The organism is Nannocystis sp. (genome assembly GCF_016714285.1).
GTDB lineage: Bacteria > Myxococcota_A > Polyangia > Nannocystales > Nannocystaceae > Nannocystis.
Map to the genome: position 1 here is coordinate 297,643 of NZ_JADJNN010000011.1, position 13,640 is coordinate 311,282.

Here is a 13,640-nt window from a genome sequence, read left to right on the forward strand (position 1 = left end):
GCCACCACTACTACACCGGGAACGCGCGGTCGAGCGCCGACAGGTCTTCGGCCACGAGCCGCAAGCCGTCGGCCGCCGCGCTGTCGATCGCGCTGGCGATCTGGCTCGCCCCGGGGATCGGGATCACCACCGGCGAACGCGACAGCAACCACGCCAGCGCCACCTGAAACGGCGACACCCCGTGCCGGGCGCCCACCGCTCGCAGGGTCGGATCGTCGGCCACCCGCGCCTTGCCCCGCCCGCCACCGACCGGGCTGTACGCGAGATACGCGATCTTCTGCGCCGCACAGAACGCGACCAGCCCGCTGCTCAGGTCCCGCCGCTCGAACACGCTGCAGCGGTTCTGCACGCTGACGATCGGCGCCACCGCCAGCGCCCGCTTGAGCTCGCCGACCCCGACGTTGCTGAGGCCGATGTGGGCGATCTTCCCCTGCCGCCGCAGCTCGACCAGCGCCCCCACGCTGTCCTCGATCGGCACGTCGTCGTCAACCGCGTGCAGCTGATAGAGCGGCAGCGTCGTCAGGCGCAGCGCCTTCAGGCTCGCCTCGCACGCCGAACGCAGCCGCCGCGGATGCGCGTCCGTCACCCACGCCCCGCCCGGCCGCTGCAGCCCGCCCTTGGTCGCCACCACCACCGGGGCCGCGGCGCCGTTGATCTGCGCCAGCGCGTCGGCGATCAACTTCTCGTTGTGGCCGATGTCCGACTGGTCGAGGCAGTACACGTCGGCCGTGTCGATCAGCGTGACCCCGGCCCGCAGCGACGCGTGGATGACCTTGATCGCCTCCGATCGCGACGGCCGCCCCGCGATCGAGAGGGGCATCCCCCCGAGCCCGATCTGGGACACCTGGAGGTCGGAGCTGCCGAGCGGACGAAGGTTCATACCAGGGCTCTCGCCGCCTCCATAACACAAGTCCACCGCCCCGCGAGCCCCACGTCTTCGCGCCCACCACGGCACGAAGCCGCGCGGCGGCGGGCAACCACCGTCACCCTCACCGACACCCTCATCCCCACGGCCCCTGTTCGCCGCCTCGCGTCAGGAATACCCTGACCTGCGCCGCTCGTAAGCGGCCGAGGTGAGATGTCGAAGTCGATCGATCCCAGCGTGAAGCGACGCCCGCTCTGGCGCCGCGCCCTCGTCATCAGCGCCCAGATCCTCATCGGCACAGGCCTCGGCGCAGCCGCCTCCGAGTACGCCTTCGATCGCCGCGACGACGGCGCCTTCCCCCACGTCAACTTCTACCTCCCCGACCCCGAGCTCGGCGTCCGCCTCGAGCCCGGCGCCAGCATGCGCTTTCGCCTGCGCGAGAACCCCGTCTCCACCATCCACGTCAACAGCCGCGGCTTCCGCGGCCCCGAGTGGCCAGACCCCGCGCCCACCGACATCCTCGTCGTCGGTGACTCCCAGGTCTTCGGCCTCGGCGTCGACGACGACGCCACCTTCTCCGCCCGCCTCGCCGCCGCCTCCGGTCGCGCCGTCCTCAACGCCGGCGTCCCCACCTACGGCCCGCGCGAGTACCTCGCCACCGCCCGCGAGCTCCTCGCCCAGCGCAAGCTCGCCACCGTCGTCGTGGTCCTCAACTTCGTCAACGACCCCTTCGAGCTGGGGCGCCCGAACCACGAGCGCCACGCCGTGTGGGACGGCTGGGCCGTGCGCAGCGAGACCGCCCCCGCGAGCGTCACCGACTTCCCCGGCCGCCGCTGGCTGTTCTCCCGCTCGCACGCCGTCTACGCCCTGCGCCGCTGGTTGCACGAGCGAGGCAGCGCCGCCGCCCCCGAGGGCTCCGAGCTCGACACCCCCGTCGACCTCGGCACCCCCTCCGAGGGCGGCCTGCACAACCTCGTCGTCGCCAGCCAGAGCGCCCACGAGGAGGTCGCGCGCGCCCAGGACGAGGCCGCCAAGGCGCTGGTCCAGGCCAAGACCCGGGTCGCCAGCATCGACGGCGAGATCGACAAGGCCCGCGACGAGCTCGACGCCCTCCTGCGCAAGGCCAGCGAATATCGTCTCAGCTACAACGACACGATCATCGCCCGCAGCCGCCCCGGCGACATCGTCGAGGACGACGCCGCCGAGTCCAGCCGATCGATCGTCATCACCGCCGCGATGATCCGCGAGGCCGCCCGCACCCGCGACAGCACCCTCGAGGGCCTCCTGCGCGCCGAGGAGAAGCGGGCCGACAAGCGCCCCGCGCACGACCTCATCGCCGCCGAGGTCAACCTCGCCGCCGAGCGCAAGCGCCTGCGCGAGGCGATCGCCGCCGGCATCCCCCCGGTGCCCCGCCCCGCCTCGCAGTTTCGCGGCTACCTCCACGAGTTCAAGGCCCTGTGCGACCAGCACGGCGCCGAGCTCGTCGTCGTCGCCCTCCCGATCGACGTCCAGGTCGACCGCGGCGAATGGGCCAAGTACGGCGTCGCCGACGCGCCCGACATGCATGACTCACTGGTCCTGATCGACGACCTGATCGCCGACGCCCAGGCCCTCGGCATGCGCAGCCTCGACGCCGTCGCAGCGCTGCGCGCCGCGGAGCCGGACGCCTTCCTCGATCACGACATCCACATGACCGCGAAGGGCCACGCCGCCCTCGCCGAGGCCCTCGCCGCCGCCCTGCTCGCCCCGGTCCAGACGCCCATGCAGGGCCCGCGCCCCGGGCTCCCCGCCGGCCGCAGCTTCGTGCCCACCGGCGCCGAGTGGGCCACCGCCCCCGAGGTCGTGGTCAAGGGCTCGAGCGCCCTCGGCTGCTCGACCCAGATCGAGCGCGAGTGGCTGCGGATCCAGTGCGCCCGACGCAAACCCAGCGACCGCCTCGACGGCGTCGCCGTCCTCGAGGGCGCCACTCCGGCCACCATGGCGATGCACAGCGACGACGCCCTCAGCCTGGTCACGCCGATGACGATCGGTCAGCCGATCACCGCCCGCTTCGCCTGGAAGCGCAACGTCCGCGAGCTGCAGATCCGCTGGCCCGCCGGCCCCGATGGCAAACCGCAATTCACCGGCGCCTTCGTCGAGCCCCCGCCCCAGCAACGCGCCGACGCTGCCCCACCCGCGCACCCGCTCGCCGCCCCCATCGCCGGCCTCTGCGACTGCCACCGCCAGCTCCACAACGAACGCGTCTGCGCCGACCCCGACAACGATTACTACGACGGCTGCCCGCTCGCCTGCGGCAAGCTGTGGGGCGACCCCCGCCTCGCAGCCCCCTGCATCGCCGCCTTCAGCAAGTGCGAGGAGCGCCTCGCCTGCGCCCAGAACGACCCGCTCTTTACAATCACCTGTCCCGAGGGCCATGTACACGCATTCGCCAGCAACGCCTGCTTCCCCGTCTGCGACCCGCAGCACCCCTGCGCAACCGGAGCCTGCACGCCGTGGAACGAGGGGTCCGTGTGCGTCCCCGACTGAGTGCCCCCCTCGCCGCGACCTCCGCGCCCGCGCCCGAGCACCCGGCGGCCCGCGTGCGTCCCCGACTGAGCGCCACCCTCGCCCGCCGCCTGTCCCCGCTGACCTGGCGCACCCCGGCCCGCAGCGCCCACAAGCTGTTCTCCTTCGCCCTCGCCGAGCAGGGCAGCATGCTCGACATGCAGCTGGCCGCCGCCCACACCCCCTCGCCCGCGCGCGCCGCCCTCTACCTGCGCCACGCCGACGACGAGGCCCGCCACGCCCAGATGTTCGCCCGCCACGCCCAGCGCCTCGCCGGCGCCGCCCGCCGCCCCTTCACCCTGCCGCCGCTGCGCGCCGACTCCGAGCGCCTGTTCGAGGCCCTCGGCGAGCGCGACTTCCTCGCCTTCGTCCACCACGGCGAGGTCCGGGCCCGCGACCAGTTCGAGGCCTACCTGCAATGGTTCGCCCGCGCCGGCCGCGACGCCGAGCACCGCCTCCTCAGCGCGATCCTCGTCGACGAGCGCCGCCACTGCGACTACACCCGCGAGCTGCTCGCCGAGCTCTGCGCGGACGAGCACGAGCTGCGCCGCGCCCTGCGTCGCGTCGCCCGCTGGGAGCTCGGCCGCGGCTGGCTGCGCGCCGGTCGCTTCGTCGCCGAGCGCGTCTACGTCGCGACGATGCTGGTCCTCTACATCCTCGCCGCCCCGCTCGCCCTGCTGGTCCGCCTCGCCCGACCGATCCGCCGCGGCCTCCTCCCAACTCCAGCTCCTTCGCCCCCCGAGTGACCCATGGCCTGCGTCCTCGGCATCTCCGCCTACTACCACGACGCCGCCGCCGCCCTCGTCGTCGACGGCCAGCTGGTGGCCGCGATCCAGGAGGAGCGCCTCTCGCGGATCAAGCACGACCCCGGCCTCCCGATCTCCGCCGCCCTCGCCTGCCTCGCCCACGCCGGCATGCAGCCCGGCGACGTCGACCGCGTCGCCTTCTACGAGGAGCCCTTCGCCAAGCTCGAGCGCGTCCTGGTCCACCTCCTGCGCCACCTGCCTCGCACCTGGCGCAGCTTCCCCCGCGCCCTCGCCGGCCAGCTCGGCCGCAAGCTGTGGGTCCTCGACCAGCTCTCCGAGGCCCTCGCCGTCCCCCGCGACCGCGTCGTCAGCTGCGAACACCACCGCAGCCACGCCGCCTCCGCCTTCCTCGTCTCGCCCTTCGAGGACGCCGCCGTGCTGGTCGTCGACGGCGTCGGCGAGGCCCACGCGACCACCCTGTGGCACGGCCAGGGCCAGAGCCTGCGCCCGCTCGCCAGCGTCGACTTCCCCCACTCCCTCGGCCTCCTCTACGCCGGCCTCACCGCCTACCTCGGCTTCGCCGTCAACGAGGGCGAGTACAAGGTGATGGGCCTCGCCGCCTGGGGCCGCCCGCGCTTCCGTGACGAGTTCACCAAGATCATCCGCCTCCACCCGGACGGCGCCTACGAGCTCGAGCTCGCCTGCTTCGCCCACATGAGCGACGCCGAGCTCGGCTTCGGCCCCGCCCTCGAGCGCCTCCTCGGACCGCGTCGCCCGCCCGGCAAACCATGGGACCTCGCCGACCCCGCCGACCTGCGATATGCCGACATCGCCGCGACCCTGCAACAAGTGCTCGAGGAGGCCCTCCTCGGCCTCGCCCGCCGCGCCCGCGAGCTCACCCACAGCCAATATCTCTGCCTGGCCGGCGGCGTCGCCCTCAATGCCCTCGCCAACGCCCGCCTCCTCCGCGAGTCCGGCTTTGCTCGCATCTTCGTCCAGCCCGCCGCCGGCGACGCCGGCGGGGCCATCGGCGCCGCCCTCCTGATATCTCAGCAGCTCGGCGACCCGAGGCCCCCCGCCCTCACCAGCGCCGCCCTCGGCCTCGCCATCGACACCCCGCGCACCCACGCCATCGCCCGCGCCCTCGGCCTCCCGGTCCGGCGCATCAGCGACCCCGCCGAGACCACCGCGAAGCTCGTCGCACAGGACCGCATCGTCGCCCACGCCCGCGGCCGCTTCGAGTGGGGCCCCCGCGCCCTCGGCCAGCGATCGATCGTCGCCAACCCCCGCGCCCGCGCCACCCGCGATCGCCTCAACAAGCTGATCAAGGAGCGTGAGCCCTTCCGTCCCTTCGCCCCCGCCATCCTGTCCGAAAGGACATCTGACTATTTCGCCGGCGAACCCGACGACATGACCCCCTTCATGACCACCGTCGCCCCGGTGCGCCCAGACGCCCGCGATCGCCTCGCCGCCGTCACCCACGAGGACGGCAGCGCCCGCCTGCAAACCGTGCAGGCCGCCCGCGCCCCCGAGCTCCACGCCGTCCTCACCGCCCTCGCCACCCTGGGCGAGGACCCGATCGTCCTCAACACCTCCCTCAACGGCGCCGGCGAGCCGATCGTCGCCAGCGGCGAGGATGCCCTCGGCTTCTGGCTGCGCCACCCCGTCGACGCCCTCATCATCGACGACCTCATCATCGAGCGCGACCCATGACCTCACCCACCCCACCGAGCTCACCACCACCGAGCTCGCCCACCCCACCCGACCACACGCGCGCCCGCTTCGCGCCGCGCCCCCCACCCCCCGGCCTCGCGCGCCGCCTCGCCGCCCGCCTGCGCACCGCGGCGCGGCTGATCTTCCACTTCCTCCACCCCGCCCGCTTCATCCTCGCCCCCCTGCTCATCGTCCTCCTCCTCGCCGGCATCCTCCTCTCGCTCACCGGCGGCCTCGCCTACGTCGCCCCCTTCGTCTACACGCTCTTCTAGGGCTCGCTGCAAACCCGCGCGCACCGACGCTCGCGCCCCCGTGGATCTCCGCCGCGACAGCCCCGCGGTGCTCGTGTTATGCGCAGAGCATGGCCTGCCATACCCTGTCCCGTCGCGTCACCGCCCTGTCCTCGTGCACCGTCCTCCTGCTCGCCGCCTGCGGCGACGACAGCCGCGCCGACACCACCGCCACCCAGGCGACCGCCACCGACGCCACCGGCGTCTCGGTCAGCGTCAGCGCCACCGACACCACCCCGCCCACCAGCAGCGCCAGCGACAGCGACAGCCCGACCACCAGCGGCAGCATGAGCGCCACCGAGGGCGCGACCACCACCAACGGCAGCACCGGCCCACTCACCGCCACCACCACCGACGCCACCACCGCAGACACCGCCAGCACCGGCGACGCCCCCTGTCCCATGGGACAGATCGAGTGCGACGGCAACACCGCCAAGGTCTGCGACGGCATGGGCGGCTTCTCCAGCGAGACCCCCTGCCCGACCGCCTGCGCCCCCATGCTCGGCTGCGTCCTCTGCGTCCCCGGCACCTACCAGTGCACCGGCGATGTCTCCCAGGTCTGCACCGACGACGGCATGGCCTGGGTCGACGGCCAGACCTGCGACGCCGTCCAGGGCCTCGCCTGCGACCCCGGCACCGGCGCCTGCCTCGGCGCCTGCGCCGGCCTCGGCACCAGCTACATCGGCTGCGATTACTACCCCGTCGTCACCCAGCAGTACGACCCCTACGTCGGCGGTAACCCCTACGCCGTCGCCGTCGCCAACACCACGGCCCAGGCCGCCACCATCACGATCACCCGCGGCGCCAACCCGGTGCTGATGGACATGGTCCCCGCCAGCAGCGTCAAGGTCATCCCGCTGCCCTGGGTCAGCGAGCTCGCCAACGGCTCCGGCCCGACCGTCCTCGCCGTCGACGCCGCCTACCGCCTGCGCTCCACCCAGCCCGTCACGGTCTATCAGTACAACCCGCTCAACGCCGACGTCACCAACGACGCATCGCTCCTGCTCCCCGTCAACACCTGGACCGGCAACTACCTGGTCGCCGCCTGGCAGAACTGGGACGGCATCAACCTGCCCGGCTGGTACTCCGTCACCGCCAGCAAAGACAACACCATGGTCACCGTCAAGGCCGCCAAGGGCGGCACGCCGACCCAGGCCGGCGGCGGCGTCGACGGCCAGGGCAACGGCGTCGTCGTGATGAACGAGGGCGACGTATTGCAGGTGATCACCGCCTCCGGCGGCGAGCTCACCGGCTCGATCGTCACCGCCGACAAGCCCGTCCAGGTCATGGGCGGCCACGAGTGCACCCAGGTCCCGATCGGCGTCACCGCCTGCGACCACCTCGAGGAGAGCATGTTCCCCATCGAGGCCCTGGCCAAGGAGTACATCGTCGTCCCGCCCGTCCAGGTCCCCAACGACCAGGCCGAGAAGGCCGTCATCGTCCGCATCGTCGCCTCCGAGGCCAACACCACCCTCACCTTCGACCCCGACCAGGCGGTCAACAAGCTGCTCGCCAACGCCGGCGACTTCGTCGAGATCCCGCCCACGATCGCCAAGTTCGTCGTCAAGGCCGACAAGAAGATCCTCGTCGCCGAATACATGGTCGGCCAGGACGGCGGCTACGGCACCTCCGACCCCGCCATGCTCATCGCCGTGCCCACCGCCCAGTTCCGCAAGAACTACCTCTTTTATGCCCAGACCGGCTGGCAGGCCAACTACGTCGATATCCTCGCACCCGCTGGCGCCAATGTGATGGTCGACGGTATGGGCGTGGCAAACTTCGCCCCCATCGGCGCCACCGGCTTCTCCCTCGCCCACGTCAAGCTCAGCAACGGCGGCGACGGCTCGCACAGCGTCACCGGCGACCAGGGCGTCGGCATCTCCGTCTACGGCGTCGTCAGCTACGGCAGCTATTGGTACCCCGGCGGCCTCGACCTCGACGTCATTCCGCAGTGAGCGCCGCATGGTCGTGATCGCACCCTGGCGATCTCGCGCCGCACAATCCCCTGTTGTCCACAAGCCCCGACTCCGATACTGTAGCGGCTTGCCACGGCGACAGTGCCGTCGATGAGTTGGACTGGACCGCGCACAGCGGTCCGTGGGGAGGGTGGAACAATGCGACGCGATCTCTGGACGCGAATGGGCGTGGTTGTGACTCTGGGCCTACTGCCGGCCTGCGGCGGCGATGACGTGGCCGGCTCCGCCAGCGTGAGCGAGAGCGCCACCACCGGCAGCGGACAACAGACCTCCAGCGGACAGCCCTCGGGCCCGACCGCGCCCGACACCGGCGAGCTCCCGACGACCTCCGGCGACTCGGCGACAATGGGCTCCAATTCGCAGCCGACGATGGCCACCGTCACCAACTCGGCCACCGACTCGGTCTCCGCCACCGACTCCGCCTCCGCCACCGACTCCGCCACCGACTCCGCCTCCGCCACCGACTCCGCCTCCGCCACCGACGGCACCGACGGCACCACCGGCGACGAGCCCCCGCGCTGCGGCGACGGCATCATGGACCCCGGCGAGGAGTGCGACGACGGCGACATGAACGGCCCCGGCGAGCGCTGCAACGACCTGTGCATGCTCAACATCTGCGGCGACGGCGACCTCGGCCCCGGCGAGGAGTGCGACGACGGCGCCAACAACGACGACAACGGCAGCTGCAAGCGCAACTGCACCAACAACACCTGCGGCGACGGCTACGTCGGCCCCGGCGAGGGCTGCGACGACGGCAACCAAAACGACAACGACAACTGCGGCAACGACTGCGCCGTCCCCGGCTGCGGCGACGGCAAGGTCGGCCCCAGCGAGCAGTGCGACGACGGCAACAAGAACAACACCGACGCCTGCACCGACACCTGCACCAACGCGATCTGCAGCGACGGCTACGTCCAGCCGAGCAACCTCGAGGAGTGCGACGACGGGGTCAACAACGCCGACAACGCCGCCTGCACCGCCGAGTGCACCAACAACGTCTGCGGCGACGGGGCCCTCTACAACACCGGCAACGGCAAGGAAGAGTGCGACAACGGCGCCGACAACGGCCCCGGCAAGGCCTGCAACGCCCAGTGCAACCTGAACACCTGCGGCGACGGCGACAAGGGCCCCGGCGAGCAGTGCGACGACGGCAACAACGGCGGCGGCGACGGCTGCTCCGCCAGCTGCAAGCTCGAGGAGTGCGGCAACTCCATCCTCGACCCGGGCGAGGGCTGCGACGACGGCAAGAACGGCAACCAGGACGACGCCTGCACCGACGCCTGCCAGCTCCCGATCTGCGGCGACGGCCTGCTCCAGCCGAGCAAGGGCGAGCAGTGCGACCAGGGCGGCAACAACAGCAACGGCGGCGCCTGCACCCTCGCCTGCAAGAACGCCTTCTGCGGCGACAACCTGATCCAGCAAAACGTCGAGCAGTGCGACGACGGCAACAACAACGGCCCCGGCAAGGCCTGCAAGGCCAACTGCAGCAACAACGTCTGCGGCGACGGCGACAAGGGCCCGAGCGAGGCCTGCGACGACGGCAACCAGAACGACGACGACACCTGCACCAACGTGTGCAAGCTCGCCTCCTGCGGCGACGGCTTCAAGCAGCCCGGCGAGCAGTGCGACCTCGGCGTCAACAACAGCAACACCGGCGCCTGCACCCTCCTGTGCAAGAGCCCCTTCTGCGGCGACAGCTTCACCCAGCCCAGCAACATGGAGCAGTGCGACGACGGCAACCAGTCCAACACGGACCTGTGCGTCGGCATGTGCAAGACCGCCAAGTGCGGCGACGGCTACGTCCAGCAGGGCGTCGACCAGTGCGACGACGGCAACATGATCAACAACGACGCCTGCACCAACATGTGCAAGACGCCGACCTGCAACGACGGCATCAAGAACGGCGCCGAGACCGACATCGACTGCGGCGGCCCATCCTGCAACAAGTGCATCCTCAACAAGGTGTGCACCGGCAACGGCGACTGCCAGAGCAACACCTGCCTGAACAACACCTGCTACCTGCCCAAGAGCTGCAACGCGATCAAGCAGGGCGCCCCCGCGACGCCCACCGGTAACTACCAGATCGACCCCGACGGCGGCGGCGGCATCGCCCCGCTGACGGTCCACTGCGAGATGGCCGTCGACGCCTGCGGCTACACCATGGTCCGCTTCAACGACGGCGCCCTCACCAACAACCAGGATCTCTACACTGCCAAGTGCGCCGGCGTCGGCATGGAGGTCATCGTGGCGCGCACCAAGCCGCACGCCACCGCGATCTACGGCTGGAACGGCAACGAGGTGCCGAACCTCTACAACGTGTTCCCCAAGTTCAACGGCGCGACCACGATCTTCAACTGGCAGGGCAAGTGCCAGGGCGCCCCCTGCACCTTCTGGATGACCGACCTCGTCAACGGCGACGTCTCGTGCGGCGGCTTCGAGCCCAACGGCGACAACAACGTCAACTACCGCATCTACAAGTGGAACACCGGCTGCGGCGTCCAGGGCGGCTGGAACGACGCCAACAACACCATGACCTACACCGGCTGGGTCATCTGCTCGCCCAACGACTGCTAACCCACCACACCACCACGACCCGGGGCCGGTCGCTCGCCATCCGCGAGCCCGGCCCCGTTCCTGTTCGCCGTATCAGCGCACCATCAACCAGCGCGAGGCCCCGTTCTTGTGGCAATCGTGCACCGGGTTGGCCCCATCCGGCGTGGCCGCGTCGGTCGCAAAGGTGTCCGCCGAATTGCTCGTGATCGCGACGCCCTTCCACGGATAGTTGGCCAGCGCGCAGCCGTAGGCGTTCTGCGCGAACTCGTCGATGTGCCAGGCCCCCGCGCACCCCTCCGTGGTCCCGATGTGCCAGGTGCAGATCGTCTTGTTCAGCACCAGGTTGCCCTTGAGCTGGGCCTCCTTGTACAGCACCTTGGTCCAGTTGAAGCAGGTGTTCGGCCCACCCTGCCCGTTGAACAGGTTGGTCGCCGCCGTCAACAGGTAGTCGCTACCGCGGCAGTCGATGCGCATGTCGGTCGAGACGTCGCGCAGCGCCGTCATCGTCGCCTTGGCCAGGCGATGCTTGGCCATCGTCGGGTCGCCCGCGTTCACCGCGAGGTCGTTGTACAGCGCCTTGCCGATCGTCTGCGCCCCGAACGGGCTCTTCTCCAGCAGGGTCCAGCCGCCGTTCGCGGTCACCATGTCGCAGTACACCGGGAAGCCCGGCTGCCCGCCGCCGCCGTCCGGGTCGACGCTGTACACCCCACTCTTCGCCATCGGCAGCGCCGCCAGCAGCTCCTTGCAGCTCTTGGGCGCCGTGCACTTGCTGGTGCACCCGTCCTCCTCGACCCCGTTGCCGTCGTCGCACTGCTCGACCCCCGCCTGCACCTTGCCGTCGCCGCACTTCGCCGCCGCGCAACTGCTAAGGCACGCGTCCGTGTCGTCCATGTTGCCGTCGTCGCAGTCCTCGACGCCCACCTGAACCAGCAGGTCGCCGCACTTCGCCGCCACGCAGCTGCTGAGGCACGCGTCCGTCTCCTCCATGTTGCCGTCGTCGCACTCCTCCGTCCCCGCCTGCACCGCACCGTCGCCGCACTTCGCCGGTTCGCAGGTCGCCAGGCACGCGTCCGTGTCGTCCTGGTTGCCATCGTCACACGCCTCGACCCCTTCCTGCACCGCACCGTCGCCGCAGCTGGCCGCCAGACAGGTGGCGAGACACATGTCGGTGTCGTCGGCGTTGCCGTCGTCGCATACCTCACCGGGCTGCACCACCCGTCGCCGCAGCTGGCCAGCGCGCAGGTGTTGCTGCACTCGTCGTCGTCGACCGGGTTGCCGTCGTCGCAGGCCTCGACCCCCGCCTGGACCAGCCCGTCGCCGCACTTCGCCGCCTTGCAGGCCAACGTGCAGGCCGCGTCGTCGGCGTTCTCGGCCCCGACGTCGCACTCCTCCCCGGCGTCCTGCACCCCGTCGCCGCAGATCGGCGCCGGCCCGGTCGTCGGTTCGCCCGTGCTCCCGTCGCCCGTGCTCCCGTCGCTCACGCTCCCGGTCCCCTCGGTGAGGCCCGTCGTCGGCGCGCCCGTCGTCTCGTCCGGCGCGCCGGTGCTGGTCCCGTCCACGGTCGACTGCGTCGTCGGCCCGGCCCCGCTCGAGCCCCCGCTCGCGCCGCCATCGTCACCGCCACAGGCCGCAAGCGCCGCCGCGATCACAGCCAACCCGCTCCATCCACCCAAACTACGCAGTTTCATGGTCGCCATTGTAGGCAATGTGCCAGCGCCGCGAAGGGCTTTTTTTCAACCTACCCCGGCATACCCTCGCGCCCCGGATCCGCGCCCGCGATCCGCTGTAATGGACCCGCCCGGATCAGCTGCGCCAGTAGCGGCGCGCGTACGTCCGGGGATTGGCCCGCCCGGTCAGTTGCGCCGGTAGCTGAGCGCGTACTTCAGGGGATTGGTCAGGCGATCCGACGTCACCGTCACGCTCAGCGTGAGCCGGTCGCCCGACTCATCGAGCGTCCAGGTGTTGCGCCGCCCGCCGTCGTCGGCCGTGTACGTCTGCACCAGCCGTCCCTTCACCAGGCTCACGCTGACCTGCACCGCCTTGCCGCTGTCGCTGGTCCACGGCACCGCCGGACCGTCGATCCGGTGCACCAGCGTGCGCCCCACCACCGAGGTCATCGACACCTTGTCGCCGTCGACCGCGATCGTCACCTGCTCGCGGATCGGGTTGGCATCGCGCAGCCGCTTGCGACCGATCCCCCGGATCAGCGCGTTCAGCTCCATCGCCGCCGCCTCGATCGCCGTCTCGAGGTTCTGCCGCTGCGCGTCCCCGCCGACGAATTTGAAGGTCCCCACAAAGCGCTGCTCCGCCGGCACGACCGGCGGCGCAGGCTGCACCGGTGCAGGCTCGGGCTCGGGCGCAGGCGCAGGCGCAGGTGCGGGTGCCGGCTCGGGCGCCACTGGCGGGCTGTCCGAAGGGACAGGTGCGGGCGCGTCCGGCTTCGCCGCCGCTGGCTTCTTCGCGCCCTTCTTCGCCTCGCCCGTCGCCCCCACGCTCGCCCCACCCGCTGCCCCAGCACCCGCCCCTTCCGCGTTCGCCACCGCCGCACCACCCGCGCTCGCCCCTTCCACACCACCCGCGCTCGCCCCTTCCACACCGCCCGCGCTCGCCCCTTCCACACCGCCCGCGCTCGCCTCCACAGCACCCGCGCTCGCCGCTCCCACGCTGCCCGCGCTCGCCCCCGCTGCCTCTGCACCCACCCGCGCCACAGCCTCGGTCTTCCCGCTCCCCGTGGCCCCGTCCGCTGCCGACCTGTCCCCAGGGACAGCCTTGGCCGCGACCACCGGATCGTCCGCAAACGGATCGTCAAACTCCTCCGGCACGGCTGCCGGCGCCGCCGCTTCACCGCAGGCGATCACCGTCAGGCACAGCAGGACCGCAACGCAACGCAGACGAGGCAAAGACCGAGACCCGACGAGCATCCGCGCACGATAGCAGCCGCGCACCGCCCCGA

Annotated in this window: 9 protein-coding genes and 1 pseudogene; 6 read left to right on the plus strand and 4 right to left on the minus strand. The window is 71.4% G+C overall.

Features of this window, described 5'->3' with window-relative positions; all coding sequences use genetic code 11:
• Window positions 1–10: 10 nt before the first annotated feature.
• Entirely contained in the window at window positions 11–880 is an 870-nt protein-coding gene (locus tag IPJ59_RS20830) for an aldo/keto reductase (RefSeq protein WP_293258409.1), read from the minus strand.
• A gap of 198 nt (window positions 881–1,078) precedes the next feature.
• On the opposite strand from IPJ59_RS20830, the gene IPJ59_RS20835 reads away from it, so the two are divergent.
• The 6 genes from IPJ59_RS20835 to IPJ59_RS20860 all read left to right on the plus strand — a co-directional run bounded on the left by IPJ59_RS20835 (window position 1,079) and on the right by IPJ59_RS20860 (window position 10,708).
• Window positions 1,079–3,391 carry an alginate O-acetyltransferase AlgX-related protein gene (locus IPJ59_RS20835; RefSeq protein WP_293273023.1) on the plus strand — a complete coding sequence of 771 codons (2,313 nt, stop codon included), beginning with the start codon at window positions 1,079–1,081 and terminating at the stop codon, window positions 3,389–3,391.
• Window positions 3,392–3,444: 53 nt separating this feature from the next.
• Window positions 3,445–4,155 (plus strand): ferritin-like domain-containing protein, encoded by a 711-nt coding sequence (locus IPJ59_RS20840; protein WP_293273024.1) that lies wholly within the window; start codon window positions 3,445–3,447, stop codon window positions 4,153–4,155.
• A 3-nt stretch (window positions 4,156–4,158) separates the two neighbouring features.
• Window positions 4,159–5,868 (plus strand): carbamoyltransferase family protein, encoded by a 1,710-nt coding sequence (locus IPJ59_RS20845; RefSeq protein ID WP_293273025.1) that lies wholly within the window; start codon window positions 4,159–4,161, stop codon window positions 5,866–5,868.
• Window positions 5,865–6,140: a DUF5989 family protein gene (locus IPJ59_RS20850; protein WP_293258416.1), complete on the plus strand. Its 276-nt coding sequence runs from the start codon at window positions 5,865–5,867 to the stop codon at window positions 6,138–6,140. Before IPJ59_RS20845 ends, IPJ59_RS20850 begins: the two co-directional genes overlap by 4 nt.
• An 89-nt stretch (window positions 6,141–6,229) precedes the next feature.
• Window positions 6,230–8,113 carry an IgGFc-binding protein gene (locus tag IPJ59_RS20855; protein WP_293258418.1) on the plus strand — a complete coding sequence of 628 codons (1,884 nt, stop codon included), beginning with the start codon at window positions 6,230–6,232 and terminating at the stop codon, window positions 8,111–8,113.
• A gap of 159 nt (window positions 8,114–8,272) precedes the next feature.
• Window positions 8,273–10,708, plus strand: coding sequence for a DUF4215 domain-containing protein (locus IPJ59_RS20860; RefSeq protein ID WP_293273026.1), 2,436 nt, complete (start codon window positions 8,273–8,275; stop codon window positions 10,706–10,708).
• Window positions 10,709–10,780: 72 nt separating this feature from the next.
• Here IPJ59_RS20860 and IPJ59_RS20865 read toward each other — a convergent pair whose 3' ends face one another.
• From IPJ59_RS20865 to IPJ59_RS20870, 3 genes and pseudogenes are all read right to left on the minus strand, one after another.
• Complete coding sequence (locus tag IPJ59_RS20865) at window positions 10,781–11,941, minus strand: DUF4215 domain-containing protein (protein ID WP_293273027.1); 1,161 nt, start codon at window positions 11,939–11,941, stop codon at window positions 10,781–10,783.
• Window positions 11,942–11,961: 20 nt separating this feature from the next.
• Window positions 11,962–12,384 (minus strand): annotated as a pseudogene (locus tag IPJ59_RS37995) (hypothetical protein); the annotation flags it as partial.
• A gap of 156 nt (window positions 12,385–12,540) precedes the next feature.
• Window positions 12,541–13,608: a lipocalin/fatty acid-binding family protein gene (locus IPJ59_RS20870; protein ID WP_293273028.1), complete on the minus strand. Its 1,068-nt coding sequence runs from the start codon at window positions 13,606–13,608 to the stop codon at window positions 12,541–12,543.
• Window positions 13,609–13,640: the final 32 nt, after the last annotated feature.